The following is a 21,927-nucleotide window of genomic DNA, read 5'->3' as shown; positions in this document are numbered from 1 at the left end:
TTAAATAATTGATTAAAGCATCAAAGAATAGGTAAAGCAAAGAAAAATTTTTATTGATTAGTCGATAGAGGAATTAATATAAAAAGGGTTTATTTTTTTAATTATTTACAAACAATATTCTAAACTCTAAACTGATTTAAAGATATTGACTAAAAAGATTGGCTATGACCGCCTTAACAAGAATAAAAAATAATATTGAGCCTTCTGTTGGAATTGCAATTCTAGCAAAGTTAGATACTTTGCAAAGTAAAATTTCACCTCAAAAATTTGCCTTATACGGCAGTAAAGTTGCCGCAGGTTTTCCTTCGCCGGCCGATGATTATCTAGAGTCTTCTTTAGATTTAAATGAGTACTTGATTAAACATCCAGCTGCAACATTTATGGTGCGAGCACAAGGTGATTCTATGAAGGATGCAGGCATACAAAATGGTGATTTACTCATTGTCGATAGAAGTATTGAAGCAACACATGGCAAAGTAGTCATAGCCGCTTTAAATGGCGAATTAACAGTCAAACGTTTATCATGTCGTAATGGACGTGTATGTTTAATTCCCGCCAATCCAAGCTATTCTCCTATTGATATTACTGAAGAAACAGTACTGGTGATTTGGGGCGTGGTCACGCATGTTATTCATCAAACATTATAATTATGTTTGCTTTAATTGATTGCAATAATTTCTATGCATCTTGCGAGCGTCTTTTTCGTCCTGATTTACGTAATAAACCTATTGTCATTTTATCTAACAATGATGGTTGTATTATAGCTCGCTCAAATGAAGCTAAGGCATTAGGAATTAAAATGGGGGAGCCTTACTTTAAAGTAAGGGATTTATGTAAAACTAACCAAGTTACTCTTTTTTCCTCCAACTATACGTTATACGGTGATTTGTCTGCTCGTGTTATGCAGGTGATTAGAGAAGCATGGGACGCAGTTGAAATTTATTCAATTGATGAAGCGTTCCTTGATTTAACCACCTTATCTCCAAATAAGATTGATTATTTCTGTAATATGCTGCAGAAAAAAGTTTTAAAATATGTAGGTATTCCTACCTCAATCGGTATTGGAAAAACTAAAACATTAGCTAAGTTAGCTAATGTGGTTGCGAAAAAATTAACAATTCCTGTTTTTAATATTACAGATGATACCGCTTATTGGTTAAGGCAAATATCTATAGAAAATATTTGGGGTATTGGCAAACAGTGGCAAAAGAAATTAAAGTGTTTAGGTATTTTAACAGCGAGTGATTTAGCCTGCCAAAGCCCGCAGAGAATGAAATCTTTATTTAATGTCGTTTTGCAGCGCACAGTGATGGAACTGAATGGTATTAGTTGCTTGCCTTTGGAAGCTATAGCACCGAATAAAAGTATTCTTGCTTCGCGCTCCTTTGGTAATCTACAAACTGATTTGATTGAAATAGAAAAGGCAATTAGCCATCATTGTGCATCGGCTTGGTCAAAGCTTCGCAAACAAGAATTAACCGCTCAGTATGTATCTATTTTTTTATTAACTAGTCGTTTTAACGACAATTTCCAATCTTATTCTAAAACATTAGGCTTTCGGTTAATTAAACCTACAGATGATTTAAGAGAATTAACAGCAACTGCTAAACATGGTTTAAAGCAACTTTATAAGCCCAATGTTCCATATAAAAAAGTAGGTCTTTTATTAGCTGAACTTACGCCAAAGCAACAAATCCAATTAAATCTTTTTCATCCTGAACAGGAAGAGACGCTGGCGAATACAGAAAAATTGATGTCAGTCATGGAATCAATAAATCAAAAATACGGTGATAGAATGATTCGTTTAGCAGCGGAGGGTTTTAAAAAGAATTGGACTATGAAACAAGATATGAAGAGCCCGTGTTATACAACGCGTTGGTCAGATTTAGCTTGGGTAAAAGTAAAATAAGCTCATTAAATCCTATCAAATTTAATTTTTATAAAGATTTGTATAATATTAAAATCCCTTAATAATTAATAACTAATGTAAATAATGGTGACTATTATTTTTTCAGATTGGCTCTTTATACTATAGTTAAATAATAGTTTAGATAAGAGAGTAGCCATGCCTAATAAAGTACATTTAATCTTGCAAGAGGAACAGGCGAAATAATAAAAATAGGCCTTATAAGCGATAGTGAAGTTTTAAGCGTGTTAAGAGGTATTATATTTGATTTACCAAAAGAGCCAGGTTCATCTTTTCCATATCATGTAAAAAATAAATAATCAAATCCATTTTTAGCAGCTGAGCACACCTATCCTTCTGAAAGTCAAATGATGATAGCTTGTTTAAAGGGCCAAATCAGCATACTTAATCTAAGTTAGACTAGCTTGTAGATAAGTTTATGGGCCTTACCTTTTAGAAGGCTCTGCCCATTAAAGAGGTTGAAAAGTGCAAAACAAATTACTAATTACCCAAACTTAAATAAATAAGCTTTATTAAGGTTAATCTTTTAAAACTGTAATTTCTCCAGGTGCATTCACTTCTACCGTAAACCCATTAGCAGAAATTTTAGCAGGCGTAATAACCCCAGTTTCCAAATCTATATATAAAGTACCAACAACAATAGGTGAACTACTATCAATATCCATCTTAATCATAGCAGGGCAGATGCCTTCTTCTCGATGGTCTCTACAACCTGCTTTAACAATAGTCCATGACACTTTAGTTGTTTCATTAGGCCACGCAGGCTGGGGCGCTGCTCTACCATCTACATAGGCATTAGTCGTCGTATCAGTAAGATTATGGGTTATCATAGCTTTAGGTGCTGCTAGTAAATCTGCAGTAAATAAACTAGTGATTAGTATAGTAGCGCTTAGGATTGAGCATTTCATTATTAACTTCCCTTTTTATTTATTTAGAATGAGCAATTATTAAGAAAGGTTTCTGTATGTCAAGACTATTTAATCTCTTTATATTGCTTGTTTATCCAACATGCTAGAACAATTTAATTTCAATTTTATTAAGTCTTGTCTAACAAAACTTCAGGGATGTTGCCTAGATCGCAGGCTTAGTTAAATTATTATAGATAATAGTCAATAGCGATACAAAACAATTGCCTTCCGTTGTCACTAATATGTTGACATATAATTTTAATATGTTATCTTAAAAATTAATCACAAATAAAATGACAATTTTGTCATAAATATTAAGTCAAATATTTGCTTAATATTTATAATTTAAATAGTTTTAATCTGTAAATAAGGGGTTTTCTATGTCTAATTTTGAGAAACAAGCTAAAGATACGATGCAAAGAGGTTTAAATGAATTAGAAAAGTCAGGTTGTGATTGGTTAGATTATGTACAAAAACATCCTTTGCAAACCATGCTCTTTGGATTAATCGGCTATTTTGCTGTGAAGGGCGCTATTAAAGATTAAGTCGCAACTAATCAAATGAGATGAGTAAGCAGGGTGATTATGCAATGCTCTGCTACCTCAAGGCTTGAAGATCTATTAAAGGATGCTTATAAATTAAAAAAAGGAGTACAAAAATGACAACTAGTGTTGGTATGCAGGCTAAGTTCCATAATGCTCTTTATGCACTTTGTGAGCTCGATTTCGACGCAGTTGCAGCTTATAAAGTAGCTATCGATCGCCTTGAAAGTGAAATTTATAAAGAGCGTCTAAGTGAATTTATGGATGATCATAAACGGCATATAAAAAATATAACTGATATTCTAAAAGTACATAAAAAAGAGATTCCAACAGGCCCCGATATGAAGCAGTATCTAACTAAAGGTAAGGTAGTCTTAGCTAATATATTGGGCGATAAGGCTATTCTTAAAGCTATGGTTACTAATGAAGTAGACACAAATACAGCTTATGAGCGAGTTAGTGAGCATGCTAACAAATGGCCTGAGGCGACTGCAGTCATTATTCAAGGGTTAAATGATGAAAGGCGTCATAAACAATGGCTAGAGGCTGTAATTGAAGAAAATTAATAAAAATTAAGATTAGGTCAATTAGACCTAATCTTACCAATACCGCTATTTATTTCTCAAACAATGCATTTTTCGCTCTAATTTACTTGAATTTCCCATAATTTGTCATAAAAATGAAAATTTTGTTCAAATTTAATACTTTTTTAAGCTTATTATATTAATATAAACTATTAAAGAAATTTAAATCAAAAGTAATTATCATGTCTACAGATAAGCCGACACTAATGAAAGCCTATATTCACTATGGCATAGTGGGATCAAATATTTTATTAATAAGCTGTTATCATAGTGGCCGAATGGACTCTTTACTGTTTTACGCTGAGTACGCACAGCGATTTGGCAAAGGGGCTATGAAAAATTCAGAAAAAAAATTCACTCAAGCTCCTATTGCAGATAGTAACAAATATGAGGTAATTAAGAATGCTATTTCAGAAAAACTTGATGAGATAAAAGCAGCGCTAAAAAATTCCAACCAAACCTTTAACGAAGTTTATTTTTATGCTGATGTAAATTTATGCTTTTCGGATAAGTCTAAGCTAGCTGAGTTCCTTATGGATAATACGCTTGCTACTATATTTGCAGTACCGGTAACGTGCGTTTTAGAAACAACGTTAATTGACGTAGCAATACAGGCGGCAACAAAACATCATGAAAAGAAATATCAATCTAAAGTAACTATTAAGACTAAGCAAGCAGGTTCAGATGGTAAATTTAGTTATTCATATGATGGCGATCAATATCAAGTAGTTATAGATGATACACCTATATCTATCGAGATTTTTACTACAGTAAGCAAACTGAGCTTGCCTATAAATAAATTTAGTTTATGTGAACTCATTAACACTTCAAATTTAGACATACCTTTCCCATTAGAAAAAAAATCTCTAAGCGCTAATATGGAGGACGATGAAATACCAAAGTGCCCTAGGGAGATGTATTTTGAAAAACAAGATGAAGTAAATTATGAGGCTGGGAGCCAAAAAGAGACTAGGCCAATCGATGAAATTAGTTCTAAAACATTGGACGTAGGTCAGGAAATTATAAAAATTAGTAAACTTACACGTAAGTTAGAAGCGGATGCTGAAAATGCCTTAAAGGAAATTAAAAAACGTCGGTGTTTAGAAGAAGGATTACAAAAAGGTGATGATGCTCTAGGTGGGAATGTTAGTGCAAGCAATTATTTTAGGAATGATTGATAAGATGAAGAGAATGATATTCTTTAATAAAATCAGTAAACCTACCCATAAAGTTGAGCGCTCATTAAATCTATTTAAAAAGGATATTGATAATCGTTATGAAAAATTAGCTGCAGTTTATAGTTATTTAGATACATTAAAAGAAAAGCAGAAATACCTATTGCAAGAAAGAAAGAAAAAAAATGATAAGCAAATCGATAAAGAATTAGAATATATAAACAATGATATTAATTATTTAAATAATAAATTGTTAGAGGAAAAGCCCGAGGAAAGGCTTAAGGAAATGAGACTTAAATATAAAAATTTAAAGGCGCAATTTGATGCGCTAAAAGAAGAAAAAATATAGCATAAATTTTCATTATATAGCTTATCTAAGACAACTTTTTTCATTAATTAAATCCCATTTTTTCATAATAAATTTAATTTAAATATAAAAAATTTTTATATTTAATAATTTGTTAATATATAAATATTAAAATTAAAAATATTATAGTTGTTAAAATGAGAAAAAAATGAGAAGTCCAATATACACTCATTATGGATTAAATAATGCAAAAGTATTATTAATTAGTTGTTATCATGATAAAAATGCAGCGTATTTTATTTATAGATCGATTGGTAATCGCTGTAAAAATGATGAGCTTTATAAATTTCCTGAGATGAAAGACCCTGAAACAATTCCCATTGATTCCGCTAGTAATTTAAAGAAAGAAATTACTAAAAAATTAGCGGCGATAGTGAATAAACTTGGCGTTCACAATATTTCCAAGGTTGTTTTTTTTGCTGATGTAAATTTATGTGTAAATGATTATAACATCGCAGAATGTTTACTTGATGATACGTTACCAAAGTTGTTTGCTCAAGGTGGCATTTTATTAGAGAGAACATTAGAGTCCGGTACACTTGGGATTGTTAAAGAGGGTGTTACAGTTTATAACCATCTTGTTAAACAATCGAAAATTGAATTTAAATCTGCTTTAGACTTTCGAGAAAAGGGAAAACAACCAATAGAGTCTATTAAAATTGCTGAAAGCTTAGAGCAAGAAATTTTAGCAAAAAGAGAAGAAGTGGAACGCACAATTAAAGAAAAAGGAGTTGGCTCAGTAATTTTATGGTTGGAAGCAGCGCTAGAGCCTGATCCAGATCCGGGTGATAATCTAGACAGTAAGGCAGAAGAAGGTGAAAAAATTGAGGGAAGCGATATTTCTGAAGGTGAGCCACAACATAATGCGCCTATTACTTCTGAGACTAAAGGAGTTGGCTCAGTAATTTTGATGTTGGAACCAGAACTAGGGCCTGATCCAGATCCGGGTGGTAATCTAGACAGTAAGTCAGAAGGTAAAAAAATTGAGGGAAGCGATATTTCTGAAGGTGAGCCACAACATAATGCGCCTATTACTTCTGAGACTAAAGGAGTTGGCTCAGTAATTTTGATGTTGGAACCAGAACTAGGGCCTGATCCAGATCCGGGTGATAATCTAGACAGTAAGTCAGAAGGTGAAAAAATTGAAGGCAGTGATGTTCCTGAAGGTGAGCCACAACATAATACGCCTATTTCTTCTGAGACTCAAAGTAAGGCTCATATACTTAATGAAATTAGTAAACCTAATGATGTTATAAGTCATATTACAAGTCAATTAGAAGAGATGGGGTTATTAGAGGACAAAAAAGAGGATAGAAAGATTTTAACTCAATAACGTTGCCTTCTAAATATAAGTTAATAGCTTTGATTTAAGCCAGACAATTTATATTAAGGTTCTGGCTTAATTTATTCAAAGAGCAAAGTCAGTTAATAAAAGCCAGTTAAATAAATTAGATGTTTGATGCTATTTAAACTTCACTCTATTTAAAGGGAAGGAAGTCACTTATAATCAAAGTTAAGCTTAAATTAGGATCAATTAAATGGTATTTAAAACTTATTTTCTAGTGGGTGGTGCAGGCTTTATTGGCTCACATTTTGTTGATTCTTTATTGCGTATAGATACCACTAAGAAAGTAACGATTTATGATAATTTTTCTTCTGGCAAAGAGTGGCACTTTCAGCAGCACAATAAAGATGCACGCCTGAGAGTCATTAAAGGTGATGTTAAAGAGATAGATAAACTTCATAGGGCAATAGCCGGACATGATGTTGTGATGCATTTTGCTGCTAATCCCGATATTGCTCGAGCTATTTCTGAGCCAAGTATTGATTTTACAGAAGGCTTTTACCTTACTTATCAAGTTTTAGAAGCAGCTCGCCTAAATAAAGTTAAGCGCATTATTTATACCTCTGGTAGCGGTGTTTATGGAGAAGTTGATATAATAAGCCCAGAAGATCAAGGCGGTATGTATCCTATTTCAACCTATGGTGCTAGTAAACTTGCAAGTGAGGCTTACATTTGTAGTTATTGTCATATGTTTGATTTAAGCGCCTGTGTTTTTCGCTTTGCTAATGTTGTAGGGTCGCGCCAAACGCATGGCGTAGGATATGATTTTATAAGAAAACTACGAGCTGATCCAACTCAGCTTGAAATTTTAGGAGATGGTTCGCAAAGTAAATCTTATATTCATATTCAAGACATAGTTTCAGCAGTTTTGCTAGCTCATCATAAGATGACGCAGAAATATGAAGTATATAATGTGGCTACTGGTGATTATATTAGTGTGCGTGATATTGCGAGTATCATCGTAGAATGTATGGGTATAAAAAAACCAGTGCATTTTAAGTTTACCGGTGGTGATAGAGGTTGGAAAGGTGATGTGCCAGTAGTGCGTTTAGATATTAATAAAATTCATTCATTAGGCTGGCGTTGTCAACTAAATTCCGCCGAAGCTATTCGAGACTCGGCGTTGGCAATGCTTAAATATTTATGAGACCTATATTATAACGTGGTCCAATACCCTAGACCTAAACTGAATCCCATGTAGATACTCATAACTGCTGTAACAATAAAAATAATTTTTATTATTTTAAAGTGTATTGAATGACGAGCATAATCTTCATATAACCAAAAAGTGATGATAGCTAGTAAAACCCAATAAGGGATAAAATCTACTTGATAACGTTGAATAGCAAAAGGAAGTATTAGTAAAAATAAGGTAGTAATAAAAGGGACAAAAGAGGTAAAAAGCAGAAACCATAATAAGGGCGCCGTCTTTTTTCGGTTTCTAAAGTAAATTAAAATCAACTTAGGTAAGGCTAAAACTAAAAGAATGAATGGCGTTGTAATGAATACTCCCACGATGGCTTCTAAATAATAATCATTGTCAATATGATAACGACAGTTATGCCAAATCAATCTGATATAGGGAAATATTTTTACTATTAAAAAGGGCTGTAAAAAATAAAAATAGGAACTATAAAGCAAGTTGCGAGGAATTTTACCTAAATTGCTTAACTCCTTATGCAAAGCCTTTATATTATTACAAGAAAGTTGCCAAATATGACCGAAGTTCCAAATGGAACCAAATCGCACATAATTATATAATGCTAACATAAAACCAACGCCAGCTGCTGGCGCAAATAAAGCAGTGATAAGAGTAAAGCGATTTTTAGAAGTATGTTTTATTAAATAAATAAAAAGGGCAGGAAGAAGGCAAAAACAAATTAAAACAAAATGAGGTCTTCCTGCTACACAAAGTGATAAACATAAGCTAAATAAAATAATATCTTTTGTTTTATATTTTTGGGTTATTTTATAAAGAAAAAATAAAGCAAAACTCATAAAACAGAATGTAGATGCGATTGCTATTTCATAAACAACGGGTCTGGACATTAAAAAAGGGGCCCCATTGGCAAATCCGAGCAACGCTCCCATTAATCCTAGTTGTAATTCCGAAATACGGGGAAAATATTGTTCTTTTATTTTTATGATGAGAAAAAAGTTAACCATAAATCCTAAAGATAAAAAGAAAAACGCAGCGAGCCCATCGGAGGGGTAAAAACCTGTTAATAATTTAAATGGTATGTGAAATACTATAATTGGAAGTGGCCCAAAATAAAGGTAATATTTATCGTTATATAAAGATGCATCGTGCAACCTAAGTTTATAATTTTGCACGGGATCATAAGGATCAGGTAAATTAAGTAATTCTTGGGAAGGTTGTACCAATAGATCTAGATGGCCCGCAAGAAAACTTTGAGTTAAATACTGGTATAAACTATGGGGCACAGCATCGACTGCAAGATGAAAGTCTGGATAAAAAGCATACGCTACAAGAATATAAATGGTTAAGGCCAAACGACAATATAAATTGTATATCATTTAATCCGTGTTCCTTAGAGTCCTTGCATAATCTGGTATTTACCGCGTTATAATCGTTTCGCGTTGCTCTTACACCATGTAAACTCTGCTCCTTGAAACGTTTAATGGCGTTAACTTAAGAACAGCTCTGTCATTCCCGTATAGGCGGGAATCCATTTCTATGCAGGCACAGTGCGAGTTTTAAGATGGATTTCCGCCTGCGCGGAAATGACAAAATTCTTAAGTTGCTGCCATTGCTCGAAACGTTTACGCCTTACACTAAAGCAAAATCCACAGGTTATGCAAAAACTATCTTAATTTATGAAAGTACTACTTTCGTTCCTTCAAAATCAAAGCTAAATCTTATTTCCTCTAAGCCAGCTCGTTGCATAACATGGCGTAATTTATTGCGATCAGAAGCATAAAACATTAAAAAACCGCCGCCACCTGCCCCAACAAGTTTTCCGCCAATAGCACCGTTTTTTATACCAAGTTCATACCATTGATCAATCTGATTATCACTCATGCCATTTGAGCGTTGTTTTTTGTACTCCCAATGTTCATTCATAAGCTCGCCAAAACGAATGCCATTTCCTTGCTCTAAGGCTTCTTTAATACGGTAGCCTAATTGTTTAATAAAATGTAGATTCAGCAACATTTTATCATCACCTTGCTGGGTCTTTTCATATTGGTGCCTTAAGATAGTACTTGCGTTTCTTGAATAGCCGGTAAAAAATAATAAAAGATTATCTTCTAAGTCAAAAAACATATCTTGTGAGATATTTAATGAGGCTGCTGTTACCTTGTCATCCTTATGGAAAGTAAAGTAAGTTAAACCACCAAAAGCTGCAATATACTGATCTTGCTTTCCTATTGGTTCTCCTAATTTTTCTATTTCAATATGACAGGCTAATTCAGCTAATTCTTGTGGATATACTAATTTGTGGTTATATGCATATAAAGCTGCAAGTAACGCTGTTGTAAAGCTACCAGAGGAACCTAAACCAGTACCAGCAGGGATATCAGCGAGTGAGGTAAGTTCAATTCGGTTAGAATGTAAATTAGGTAAACGTAAAACTTCTCGAAAAATTCTATGTTTTATCTTCTCTACAGAATGCACATGTTCTAATTCAGAATATTTAAGATAAATCCCTTTGCTGAAAGGCTTCATGACGGTGACATAAACATATTTATTGATTGACGCTGCAATTAAAAAACCCTCATGTTCCCGATAATAGGAAGGTAAATCTGTGCCCCCACCACCAAGCGTAATTCGCAACGGGCTACGTGCAATAATCATAAACTCACTCCGAAGAAGTCTATTAAATAAACTTTACACAAGTTCACGTGGTTTCAATCATATATTACTTATCTAATTTTTCACCTTAAACACTTGCGCATGGGCTAAAATTTAGTGGCTGATGTTATAACTTAAATCCAGCTGCTATGGCATCATCATAAAATTTCTTTACTGTAGCGAGTGAATAATCATCTAAGTTATAACCAACTAATGACAATTTTTTTAATATATCTATAGAAACGGTAATAATATGACAGCCAATTTTATCTGCTTGAAAGATATTAAATACTTCACGCGTACTTGCCCAAACTAATTCTGTTAAAGGATTAGTTTTCATAATTTTTAGTGCTTCTACCATGATAGGAAGTGGATCTAATCCTGTATCTGCAATACGTCCGGCAAAAATAGAAATATAACTAGGAACATTAGGCGAAAGTGCAGAAATAATATGGCGTACTTGCTCTAAAGTCATCACTGCGGTGACATTGACTTTAATTTGTTGCGCCGTTAATTTTTTAACCAAGGAGTGACAAGTTTCACGACGCGTATTTGTAATGGGTATTTTGACATAAATATTATCTCCCCAGGAAGAAATCTTTAATGCTTGTTGTTCCATTTCTTTAAAATCATCGGCAATGACTTCAAAGGAAATTGGCCGATGAGGAGGTATAAGGGTAAGAAGTTCTTGTGCAAAGGCTTGATAATCTAACACACCTTCCTGATGCATAAGTGATGGATTGGTTGTCCAACCTTTTATATAAGGCTGTTTACATAACTCTAAGAGATGAGTTTTATCAGTCCCGTCAGAAAATATTTTTACTTTTAACTTCTCAATTTTTTCATTCATTGTTCGTTCTCGCAAAAAGTCCTTTTTTAAGTAAACAGGTTACATTTTAGTTTTACCTGTTAATTTTGGATGCGATACTATTAAATGCCACAAGACCGCCTGAAATGCTTCAGCCTGGGGTGTTATTGTTTCTTGATTTATAGTGGGAATAATAATGCATGCATGAGCTACTTGAGCTGTATAACCTCCATTTCTTCCAACAATTCCAACTATTTTAGTTCCTATCGATTTAGCATATTGTAAAGCGATTACAATATTTGGGCTGATATTATTAGCTAAATCACCGCCGCCTACTGAGAATACAAACACCATATCTTTAGTAGTAAGTTTGCTAACTTTTAACCAGTCAACAAAGGTCGTTGCCCAGCCATTATCGTTAATTCTTGCAGTAAGCTCTGCAATATTATCTGTAGGAGTATACGCTTCAATCCCAACAATTTTGCGAAAATCATTAACTGCGTGCGAACAATTGGCAGCACTTCCTCCTACGCCAAGAAAAAATAATCGCCCTTGGGATTTTTTAAGAGTAGCAAGCAAATCAACTATTTGCTCGATGGTATTAATTTCTATTTGATTAATAATTTTTATTGCTTCATTTAAGTATTGTTCAGTATAGACCATCTTCTTCTTCACTAAAGATATTTTTCGGCTTCATGCGATAGCCTTCTTCAGAAACTCATTACAAAGGTGCATTGATTCGTTGATACGGTATTCGAATCATCATGTACTCATGTGTACATTCCGGTTCTGCGCTTCGTGTCTTCTCGCACTGCACTCTCGGTAGCGAATTTCCAAAGAAGTCTAATGAAGGTCTAATATAATTTCTAAAGTACTTTTTCCATCAATTTGAAATTACTAATTTAAATGTAAATTTTTTTCTATGTAATTGCAAAAAATTTATTTTTTCACAGCTTAAACACACTCTAAACCAGATTATCCATTTATAAAGTTAAACGATGCTTTTTTATTGATTGCATTCTGACTTTGAGGATTCGCTTTAGTGTCCACCAGCTAGTATCTAAAGCATTCATTTTGCTTTGTCCTACCCTTTCATGATAGTCGATAAATATAGTATGAACTTTATAGCCAGATATAATTGGTTTTAAAAGAAGTTCAACAGGGAGAGCTGCACCTTTGGCATCAAATTCTAAATTATCTAGCATAGTTTTACGGTAAGCCCGCATACCACTATGCAAATCATTTAATCGCCTAAAAAATAATAAACTTGCGAGCCAAGCAAACATCAAATTACCTAAATAATTAAGCCAAGGCATAGCTTGTGGTTTTTTTTCTAATCGCGATGCATCTACTAAATCATAATTTTCTTTAAGAATAAGTGAAGCAAGTTCTGGGATTTTATGAGCAGGATAAGTATTATCACAATCTAAAGTAATAATAACGGGACGACTTGCTGCACGTAACGCATGTTCCATAGCAGGGCCATAACCACGTGGAGGAAATTGGCGAATTACTTTTGCGCCATGTGCTTTAGCAATTACCGGTGTTTCATCTTGACTTGAATCAACAATAAGAATTTCAGCTTCAGAGACAATACTTTTAATGTCTTCAATAACCCCAGCTACAGCCTGTTCTTCATTTTTAGTAATCATGGCAACAGTAATATATTTCCCTATAGGATTAGGGGTAACATTCATTGCAATTTTCTCCAGCAATTTCGCTTGCAAATAGAATAATATGAAAGACGAGTAAAGTAAGTCTTAGCCAATTAGTTTATTTAAAGCACTTTTTAGATAACAAGGTTTTATTTCTAGATAATCTCTCTTATCACCATTTAACATGGCAGCAAGCTTAATAGCCCTATCGACAGCCATATCAACATTGACATATTCAAAGTAACTAAAACGACCTAATAAATGTATCCCGTAAGATGCAAACCAGGTTCTAACTTTGCTAGCCTGCTCTTCATAACCTACATCATAAACTACGTAAGCATGTGGTATGCGTGTAAGTTTTGCAAAAGTGATAGCGTCATCTTCGGGTAATAAGTTTCGCTTTTGTAAACCAAGCTTGGTATGCATTAAAATTTCTTCATCTGACTTTTTCCAAAGCTCTGAATCTTTAGTACAAGTAATTTCTGCTTGTAAACTCCAATATCCTTGTGGTCCATTAGCAGAAGAAAAAGTACAAGGATAACTGACTCGATTCACCCAAAACTCAGCTTCTGGAAAATAAACAGCTGTGTATTGATTAGGATCAAGACCTTTAATACCAAAAGAAATAACAAACATGGGGTTAATAATTAATTTTTCTACTGCAGATTGAATAGCTTTTGGTACCGCAATATTTATTTTTGTAATCAATTCGTGAATAGGCATTGTACTAATGACTTGCTCATATTCTTTCATATTGCCCTGACAATCATATAATCTAATTTTGTCATTTATAAATTGAATTTTATTGACATTAAATTGATAAGTAATGGGTAGATTTTTTTTCCAAGTTTCACAAATTGCTTGGTAACCACCTACTTTGGGATAAGAATAATAGAGCTGATGTAAATAACCTTCCGTAATATACCCTAAAGAAGATTTCAGTATATCTTCAGGCGGAGGTGTTGGAATGCGCTCCGCCATAAACATAGAAAGTTTTTCTACAGGTATATTCCATACTTTTTCGTTATAAGGAAATAAATAGCGCGCGCAAATACCTTCGCCAAAAGTTTTTAAAAACCACTCTCTCATATTGCTAGGGTTAGCATATTTTTCTTTATAAGGATTAAAAATAAAATGACGGATACAGTCATAATTATCTTCTAGAGAAAGAGAGCTTAAGTCATTTTCAAAAGGATATTTGAGTAATCGATCTTTATATGAAATTTTATTGTTACGTCGGCATTGAGCTACATTATCTCCTAAAGAGGCAATAATAAAATCTAGAATATCCTTATCACGGGAAAATAAAATATGAGGACCATAATCAAAAGTAAATTCATCAATAGTAAATGAGGAAGCATGGCCACCAACATGATTTTTACTCTCCAAAATGTCAGGGGTATTTTTTAAAAAAAGGCTAACAGCTAAGCCTGACGGCCCGGCGCCGATGACAGAAAGACGAGATGTATTGGTTATAGGCTTACCTTCATCGATCATATAGTTGAGCTATCCAAAAATTCTCATGAAGTGAGGAATTTTAATTGATATCATCATATCTATTTTTCTGCAAACATTATTAAAAACTAATCTTAGAAGTTTTTAAATAAAAAAGGAGCTTTACATGAGCTTGCCAGTTGTCATTTTAGCCGGCGGACTTGCAACGCGTTTGCTTCCAATGACTGAAAAAATTCCTAAATCGCTATTACGAGTAGCAGGTGAATATTTTATTAATTATCAACTTCGTTATTTACGTCAACAAGGAATATCACAAGTAGTACTCTGTTTGGGGCATTTAGGAGATCAAATTAAAACGGTAGTAGGCAATGGCTCAGCTTATGATTTAAATGTACACTACTCTTGGGACGGCCATTATCCGCTTGGCACCGGAGGTGCATTGAGGCAAGCCTTACCTCTTTTAGGGGAGGAATTCTTTGTCCTTTATGGTGATTCTTATCTTCCTATTAATTTTAAAGTGGTAGAACGAGATTTTTTTAAAAGCGGTAAACCAGCATTAATGACGGTTTTTAAAAATATGAATCAAGGTGATAAAAGTAATGTTTTATTCAATAAGGATAAGATCATTGAGTATAATAAACGTAGACCTTCGCCGGCAATGAATTATATTGATTATGGATTAAGTATCCTGTCAGCGTCGCTTTTAAAATCTCTACCTAAAGGACAAGCATTCGATTTAGCAGATCTATTTCATGATTTGTCACTTCGCGATGAATTAGCGGCCCATGAAGTATTTGAACCCTTTTATGAAATAGGTTCTAAAGCCGGATTAAATGAAACAATAAAATATTTCTCTAATATCGCTAAATTGTAAGAAAGTGAGATGCCTGCGTAGGTAGGAAAAAATAGGGCAAATGTAGGTTAGGTCAAACGTAGCGCAGCCCAACAGCTTTGGTCATAAGACGTGTAGTATCATCAACATTGTTGGGCCGCACTGCGTTTGGCCCAACCTAATCTTACTCATCTCGCCTTAGGTATAAATCTAACCTTTAGTTGATAAATTAAGCTGTGTGTCTTTTACATCCATCTCATTTAGCATATTAATAGAGTTAGTAACTCTATCCCAAGAATTAGAATCGGTCTCATCAAGCGATGCAAGCAACTGATAAAACTGCTCGGTTTCAGGGGATCTCTGACGAACTTTATTATGGAAAAAACGGGCTAAATTAGAGTCAGATTTTTTCCATCTAATAAAAAATAGTAATTGATCAACCAGCTCATCAGTGGTTAAATTTTTACTAGTTGCAGTTTTATTAAATATAGCTTTTATTTCTTTTAGTCCAGCTATATGCTCTCGAGTTTTCAATGCACAAAATGATTTAACTGCCTCTAAAAGCGCTGCTGCTTTTAAATCACTAGGAAACTTTTGTTTAATAATGGCCTTCTTATTTTCTCCCAGACTTCCTTCTAAAGCATATTTTTTAATAGTAGCTAAAGATGCTTTAGCCGTTTCCGTCTGCTCTTGTTCTGTGTGTTCATATGGTTTTGCTTTAACGCGTATAGCTAGTATTTTTACTAATTCGGTGAATGCTTTATCACCCATTAAATTTAGAGCTTCTGGCTTGCACTCAGCAAGTTTAGTAGAAGATAAATTAGCATCCAAGCTTTCTGGGCATGTAAAAACTTTAGATGTAAAGTGATTAAAAATATTGCCTTGATAGCCTAATTTTTTTAAATAGTTACCAGGTGACTCAAGGTTAATCTGTTGTTTTAGCGCCCCTGTTTCATTGTCACGCGTTTGGCGATTAACTAATAAAAAAGGCATCCCTGGCGCTAGATCATTCCAGTTTCCTCGCTGATTTGCTACATCAGTGCCTGCAACTAAAACATATAAAGTGGGCTCTATATTGGCTCGTTGGCATCGTTCAATTTCTAGTTTTTGTAAATACTGTAACATTTCCCATGATTCAATATAGCCTCTCTTAGGTAAACTATTTGGCGTAGTATTATAATAAAGACCAAAGGCAGCAATATCTATTCCTTCATGTAAAGGATAGGCATCTTGGATAGTTCCGCGTGCTATATTTAAACGTTCTTTTGCTGTAAAAAGTAAACGCTGATAGTTCTTGCCATCTAATTTTATTTTAGGATAAACGCGCTGTTTAAGGTAAGCATCATTAACAGGTGAAATAATTGATCGTTGGACGTCAAAGCCAAATTCCTGCGATAAAATTGCTCTGGCTTCTGATAAAATTTTTATCTGAGCCGAGGTTAAAGGATTAGCATTCGTAAATAATATAGGTATTACTTTAGGCATAATATCGGTATCTCCCTTATTTATGCAGACAGAGATAAAAGATCTAAATTTAAACAACAAGTTGAGGTAAAGCAATATTAGATAAAGAAAAGGGCGAAACGCATTTAAATTACATTTAACCTTTTAAGTATTTTTTGAAGGCGCTACTAAATTTTAGTAGCGCTAAATTTTCTATCCTAGTTCCTACTAAATTAAAATTTAATAATTAATTTTGACCAGGCGCTGGAAGACGTACATTTGGATTGTCTTGTGATGTTTCTGTATCCTTAGCGAAAATACTAAAACCTCTTTTAGAACGAGTAAATGGATCTCTATCTAGTGTGTCCTCTCTACTAGTTTGAGTTGGCTTACTGCTATCAAACATAACGTTATAGCTGCTATCAAAATTCTCTTCGTTAGAAGCAGTTGGAACATCAGGAGTAGCTTTAGATTTATGTGATCTTAAATTAGCAAGTTTATGACCTACATAGCGTGCGGCATCAAGTAAATAAAGAGGTAAATTTACTGCCATGAGAGTAACAAGCTTAATTCCAGCAATAGCAAACAAGCTGGCTACTATAAGTAGAGCATTTAATTGTTTAGCTGTTTCAATAGCGGCTGTAGTAATAAGAAAAACGGGTGCTAGCAAAGCTGCAATGGGACGTTGAATGATTACTGAAAGTAATTTATTACCTAAACCTGCTGGTAGCGGGCCAAAAATAGTATGTTGGAAGAATTGGGCAGTAAATTTAATTCTGTTGAAACCTGTTAATTGCTCTTGAGAAATTTTTGCTTTAATTTCTTTTTCTATCTTAGCTGATTCATTAATGTGAGCTGCCCGATAAGTTTGTTTAAACTCTTCTAAAGACATATTTTTAATCTTTACTAATTGAGAATATAATGACTCTTTTTCTGTTTGGTCATTAGTGAATATAATTTTTCCTTTTAAAAAATAAATGAGTAAGTTCTGCTTATCTTGGAAAAATTTATTTTCAGCTTCTTGATAAAATTTTGGCTCTTTGGCTAAATTTTGTATAGCCTGCTGAAGCGCGCCACCAGTAATAAAATCTATTATTGTATTTTGAATTTTATTTATAAAAGAAATAGTAATAGAAATTGCTGAAATTACATCTAGGGCTATAAATTCAGCAATGACTAAGCTAATATTAATAATCCAAGAAGCTATATTAACTAAGGTTCTTAAAGGTTCATAATAGCGTTTGTAAAGTCTTAAATGATAATAAGCTTCCTCTACCATATTAATAGCCAATTTTATAGTGGCATAAAAAGGATCATTAGCAAGATCATCAATATCAATAATGTTAGGCTTTTTATAAGCTTTATCTAAAATTTGAAAGGGCTCGTTAATAGAAATACCATTATCAGTAAGAAGGGACGAGAGCTTCTTATTTACAGCAATTTTATCTGGATACAAACGTAGAGATAATTTCTTATAAACACTTTTTTGATCTTCTTCGTTTAATTCTTTGAAACTATCAGATATAATTTGCTCGATTTTTTTTCTAACTGTGTCTGCGTTATCACGTCCGAGACGTAAACGGGCATTTTTACTTAAATAATTTTCTAAATCCTCAAGAGTCTTATTAACTTTTTGTTCTACTAAACTCATAATTGCACACTTACTGCTGTAAAAAAGCGCATATTGTGGCATCAATATTAGATTAGGTCAATTATTAGAAACTTAAAATGATTTTAAAGTACATATTTAGTAAAATTAGGAAAAAATTTGCTCTATCATGTAACAGGACTAGAGCAAATTTTATAAGTATCAGGACTAAGATTTATAAAGCAACCTCTTCTAAATTTAGTTCAACAGGCTCATGTTCAACCTTATTTAATAACAGTTGCGACAAAGTAAGTACACTTATACTAAGCGGCAGAATGCAAATTAAATCAAGCGGAAAACTTAACACGCCAATACCGCCAAATGAGCCTAAGTAGGAAATAAGCAGCATGGAACTCATGTAAAATAAGAACCAATAAAGTCGTCGATCGCAATGTAAAATACTCTTACGATGATAAGCAAGACAAATCACTAACCCAATAATTAGAGCTAAATCAAGCTTCCATAATATAGTAAAGCCACACCAATAAAGCATTAAGTTACAAAAATAAAAAGCAATATGTGAACAAACTAGAGCAGCTCTTAAACGAAAAGGGCGCTCAGTTGCTGGTTGTAGTTTACGCATGGCTAAAAGAGAAATAGGACCAATACTATAAGATAGAATACTCGCTGAAGAAAGAAAGGCGACTAGCTTTTGCCAACCTGGAAAAGGCAGAAAAGACAAAATACCTACCAGAAAATTAGCATACAATGTTACATAGGGAATTTTATGGCGATTTACTTTTAAGAAAATTTTGGGTAGATGATCATTAAGAGCCATGCCATAGAGGATACGAGAGGTTGCGGCGGTATAAACAAGTGTAGTACCAAAAGGTGAAAATGCTGCATCAAAAAGCAATAAGCTTGCAACGATAGTAAGACCTAAAATTAAAGTTAAGCCTACCAAAGGTCCACTATCGCCGGGATAATTTAAATTTTGCCAACCATGCGTTAAATATTTTGCCGGCATTGCTGCAAGAAAGCTAAGCTGTAACATAAAATATAATAAAAAACCAATGAGTACCGCGCCTAGGATAGCGATAGGAATATTACGTTGAGGATTTTTTACCTCGCCGGCTAAAACTAAACCATTTTGAAATCCTGTGAAGGCAAAAGCGACACCACCTGCCGAAAGTGCCGTAAAAATAGAAACCCAATCTTCTTTGCTGGATAAATGAATAGAGATGTTATTAAAGTTTGGCGCATAATGTAAGAATGAAAAAATAGCAATGCTTGGTAAAATAAATTTAATAATACTGGCATATTTATTACACTCTGCAAGCATTCTTATACCATAGGAATTTAATAAGACAACAAATAACATAATAAACATGGCGGCAACATAACCATAATTTGAAAGTTTAAGTGTTGCAGCATCATTCACAGTTAAAATTGGAAAAAAATGACTGCCATATTGTAAAATAGCCTGTATTTCAATAGGGGTCATAACGACATAGGAAAGCCAAGATGTCCAAGCAAAAAGAAAACCTACTTCTTGGCCATGCGTGTAAGTAGGGTAATTAGACATACCGCCGGAAACAGGAAACATTGCGCCCAATTCACAGAGGGGAAGAGCAATAAAAAACATACAGAGCGTAGCAATAATCCAACTAATTAAAGAATTACTACCAGCCATTTGAGCACTAATATAAGGGCTAAACAACCAGCCTGAACCAATCATACCGCCTGCAGCTGCAATTAAAACATTTGTTGTAGAAATATCGCGTTTGAGCATGATTTTATCCCTTCTTAAATTAGAGCGCCGGCAAGGTTTTAATACTACTTCATTTTCATAGTTAATGGTAAAAAAACATTCACATAGTATGCCAGTATTATAATATTTTTTGTTAAATATTTAACCATTTTTATATTAATAAAATCATTTGAAATAAAAAATGAACCAATATAATTTTTGCCTTATAAAAAAGCATGCCTACCAAACTTATTCTTCTTGCCAGCCAGGAAGTGTTCTAATTAAGATGGAAAGAAAATTAAGCAAATTTAGGAGAAGTGATATAGACTAAATTTAATTAGGTAATAATAAGCTAGAAAGGTTCGTTAATATAGAGCCTGTGGATAATTAGCGTTACGATTCAAAACCCGGCTAATTTGTGTAAATTTCAGTTTGAATGCGTTAAATATGGCTCACTATTTGCCTCATTCAAACTAAAATTTACACTAAAGTATCCAGATTTTGAGCTCGCAACACAAAATGTCAACAGGTCCTAAATAGAGATTAAAAAAATGAATAGCAGTTTAACAGCTATCAGGATTCTTTTTATTATTTTAATAACTTCATTGTTAATCTCATGTGGTTCAGACCCAGCTGCGTCTGCTAAGAAAGAATCAGCCATAGTAGAAGTCGAAGTTGCTTTACCTATAAAGTCAAAAGTGGTGGACTGGGATGAATATACAGGCCGCTTTCAAGCGATTGAAGAAGTAGATATCCGCTCTAGAGTAAATGGTTATTTAACGGCTATAAAATTTAAAGATGGGCAATTTGTTAAAAAAGATGATTTGCTTTTTATAATTGATCCACGGCCATTTCAATATGCGCTAGCTCGGGCACAAGCGCAATATACTTTAGCAAAGAGTCAATATGGGCGCGTGGTTGAGTTATATAAAAAAAAATTTATTGCCGCATCAGTCGTTGATCAGCGTCTACAAGATTTACAAATCTCTGAAGCGCAGTTAAAAAATGCACGAGTAAATTTAGAATATACGGAAATAAGATCACCTATTAACGGTAAAATAAGTCGTTATTTGGTAAGTGTAGGTAATTTAGTTCGCGCCAATGAAACTGTTTTAACAAAAATAGTTTCCATGGATCCAATCTATTTTTATTTCGATATCAGTCAGGGCGATTTATTAAAATATAATCGCTTAAAACAGATTAATAAAGATGCTCAAGAAATCTTAATCAGGCTTCCGGACGAAAAAACTTACCTGCATCAAGGAAAGATGAACTTTAAAGATAACGTCATCAATGAAAGCACGGGGACAATGCAAGCTAGAGCGATTGTTCCTAATCCTGACAAGCTTATTTATCCTGGATTATTTGGTCGTGCTAAATTAGCAGCAAGTAATGAATACGAAGCATTGCTTCTGCCTGAAAGGGCAGTAAATACTGATCAATCACGTCATTTTGTTTATACTGTTAATCAAAAAAATGAAATACAACGAGTTGATGTGGAGCTTGGGCCTTTGCGTGAGAATGACTTTTATGTTATCCGCCGCGGTTTAAAAGGAAATGAATTAGTCGTTATCAATGGTATCCAAAGAATTCAAACGCCAAATCAAAAAGTTAAGCCTGTCGTGATTAAATTAATAGAGAAAAATAATCATTAAATAGTGTACTTAAATGACCTTTAAGATTAGATAAGATTTAAGATTCATAAATAAGGGATCTAAAAACGCAGTACCGCTT

The 21,927-nt window shown here is 33.7% G+C and carries 20 protein-coding genes; 10 read left to right on the top strand and 10 right to left on the bottom strand.

The window, feature by feature from the left end:
* Positions 1-164 precede the first annotated feature (164 nt).
* Together DYH30_RS12535 and DYH30_RS12530 are read left to right on the top strand one after the other, a co-directional pair.
* Positions 165-647, top strand: coding sequence for a LexA family protein (locus DYH30_RS12535; protein ID WP_115331983.1), 483 nt, complete (start codon positions 165-167; stop codon positions 645-647).
* Positions 648-649: 2 nt separating this feature from the next.
* Positions 650-1,909 carry a Y-family DNA polymerase gene (locus DYH30_RS12530; RefSeq protein WP_115331982.1) on the top strand — a complete coding sequence of 420 codons (1,260 nt, stop codon included), beginning with the start codon at positions 650-652 and terminating at the stop codon, positions 1,907-1,909.
* Between the two features lie 536 nt (positions 1,910-2,445).
* Here DYH30_RS12530 and DYH30_RS12525 read toward each other — a convergent pair.
* Positions 2,446-2,835, bottom strand: coding sequence for a hypothetical protein (locus DYH30_RS12525; protein ID WP_115331981.1), 390 nt, complete (start codon positions 2,833-2,835; stop codon positions 2,446-2,448).
* 380 nt (positions 2,836-3,215) lie between these two features.
* On the opposite strand from DYH30_RS12525, the gene DYH30_RS18020 reads away from it, so the two are divergent.
* The 6 genes from DYH30_RS18020 to DYH30_RS12500 all read left to right on the top strand — a co-directional run bounded on the left by DYH30_RS18020 (position 3,216) and on the right by DYH30_RS12500 (position 7,995).
* The gene (locus tag DYH30_RS18020) at positions 3,216-3,380 is read left to right on the top strand and encodes a hypothetical protein (RefSeq protein WP_160116214.1); all 165 of its coding nucleotides are present in this window, start codon (positions 3,216-3,218) and stop codon (positions 3,378-3,380) included.
* Between the two features lie 113 nt (positions 3,381-3,493).
* Positions 3,494-3,943 carry a DUF2383 domain-containing protein gene (locus DYH30_RS12520; protein ID WP_115331980.1) on the top strand — a complete coding sequence of 150 codons (450 nt, stop codon included), beginning with the start codon at positions 3,494-3,496 and terminating at the stop codon, positions 3,941-3,943.
* A 200-nt stretch (positions 3,944-4,143) separates the two neighbouring features.
* Positions 4,144-5,139 (top strand): hypothetical protein, encoded by a 996-nt coding sequence (locus DYH30_RS12515; RefSeq protein WP_131740695.1) that lies wholly within the window; start codon positions 4,144-4,146, stop codon positions 5,137-5,139.
* Positions 5,105-5,485, top strand: coding sequence for a hypothetical protein (locus DYH30_RS12510; RefSeq protein WP_115331978.1), 381 nt, complete (start codon positions 5,105-5,107; stop codon positions 5,483-5,485). The genes DYH30_RS12515 and DYH30_RS12510 overlap by 35 nt, the downstream gene beginning before the upstream one ends.
* Before the next feature lie 166 nt (positions 5,486-5,651).
* Positions 5,652-6,836 carry an ICP22 family protein gene (locus DYH30_RS12505; protein ID WP_115331977.1) on the top strand — a complete coding sequence of 395 codons (1,185 nt, stop codon included), beginning with the start codon at positions 5,652-5,654 and terminating at the stop codon, positions 6,834-6,836.
* Between the two features lie 205 nt (positions 6,837-7,041).
* Complete coding sequence (locus tag DYH30_RS12500) at positions 7,042-7,995, top strand: NAD-dependent epimerase/dehydratase family protein (protein WP_115331976.1); 954 nt, start codon at positions 7,042-7,044, stop codon at positions 7,993-7,995.
* Between the two features lie 8 nt (positions 7,996-8,003).
* Here the strand turns inward: DYH30_RS12500 and DYH30_RS12495 are convergent, their stop codons facing one another.
* The 6 genes from DYH30_RS12495 to DYH30_RS12470 form a co-directional block, all read right to left on the bottom strand.
* Entirely contained in the window at positions 8,004-9,386 is a 1,383-nt protein-coding gene (locus DYH30_RS12495) for a hypothetical protein (RefSeq protein WP_115331975.1), read from the bottom strand.
* A 298-nt stretch (positions 9,387-9,684) separates the two neighbouring features.
* Positions 9,685-10,665, bottom strand: a complete 981-nt coding sequence (locus tag DYH30_RS12490; protein ID WP_115331974.1) for a GHMP family kinase ATP-binding protein — start codon at positions 10,663-10,665, stop codon at positions 9,685-9,687.
* Positions 10,666-10,789: 124 nt separating this feature from the next.
* The gene (locus DYH30_RS12485; RefSeq protein ID WP_115331973.1) at positions 10,790-11,512 is read right to left on the bottom strand and encodes a transaldolase; all 723 of its coding nucleotides are present in this window, start codon (positions 11,510-11,512) and stop codon (positions 10,790-10,792) included.
* A 39-nt stretch (positions 11,513-11,551) separates the two neighbouring features.
* Positions 11,552-12,133, bottom strand: a complete 582-nt coding sequence (locus tag DYH30_RS12480; protein ID WP_115331972.1) for an SIS domain-containing protein — start codon at positions 12,131-12,133, stop codon at positions 11,552-11,554.
* Between the two features lie 320 nt (positions 12,134-12,453).
* A complete protein-coding gene (locus DYH30_RS12475; protein WP_115331971.1) occupies positions 12,454-13,167 on the bottom strand; it encodes a glycosyltransferase family 2 protein in 714 nt (237 codons plus the stop codon).
* Between the two features lie 63 nt (positions 13,168-13,230).
* Entirely contained in the window at positions 13,231-14,622 is a 1,392-nt protein-coding gene (locus DYH30_RS12470; protein ID WP_115331970.1) for a protoporphyrinogen/coproporphyrinogen oxidase, read from the bottom strand.
* A gap of 124 nt (positions 14,623-14,746) precedes the next feature.
* Between DYH30_RS12470 and DYH30_RS12465 the strand changes: the two genes are divergently transcribed.
* Complete coding sequence (locus DYH30_RS12465; RefSeq protein WP_115331969.1) at positions 14,747-15,454, top strand: nucleotidyltransferase family protein; 708 nt, start codon at positions 14,747-14,749, stop codon at positions 15,452-15,454.
* A 168-nt stretch (positions 15,455-15,622) separates the two neighbouring features.
* On the opposite strand, the gene DYH30_RS12460 is transcribed toward DYH30_RS12465, so the two are convergent.
* From DYH30_RS12460 to DYH30_RS12450, 3 genes are all read right to left on the bottom strand, one after another.
* Positions 15,623-16,897, bottom strand: a complete 1,275-nt coding sequence (locus DYH30_RS12460; RefSeq protein WP_115331968.1) for a hypothetical protein — start codon at positions 16,895-16,897, stop codon at positions 15,623-15,625.
* A gap of 205 nt (positions 16,898-17,102) precedes the next feature.
* Positions 17,103-18,506, bottom strand: a complete 1,404-nt coding sequence (locus DYH30_RS12455; protein ID WP_115331967.1) for a hypothetical protein — start codon at positions 18,504-18,506, stop codon at positions 17,103-17,105.
* Between the two features lie 172 nt (positions 18,507-18,678).
* Entirely contained in the window at positions 18,679-20,235 is a 1,557-nt protein-coding gene (locus DYH30_RS12450; RefSeq protein ID WP_115331966.1) for an APC family permease, read from the bottom strand.
* A gap of 509 nt (positions 20,236-20,744) precedes the next feature.
* On the opposite strand from DYH30_RS12450, the gene DYH30_RS12445 reads away from it, so the two are divergent.
* Positions 20,745-21,848: an efflux RND transporter periplasmic adaptor subunit gene (locus DYH30_RS12445; RefSeq protein WP_115331965.1), complete on the top strand. Its 1,104-nt coding sequence runs from the start codon at positions 20,745-20,747 to the stop codon at positions 21,846-21,848.
* Positions 21,849-21,927: the final 79 nt, after the last annotated feature.

The sequence above is a fragment of the Legionella busanensis genome, from assembly GCF_900461525.1.
GTDB lineage: Bacteria > Pseudomonadota > Gammaproteobacteria > Legionellales > Legionellaceae > Legionella_C > Legionella_C busanensis.
The sequence above is the reverse complement of the archived record's forward strand: the minus strand, read 5'-3'. Positions and strand labels throughout refer to the sequence as shown.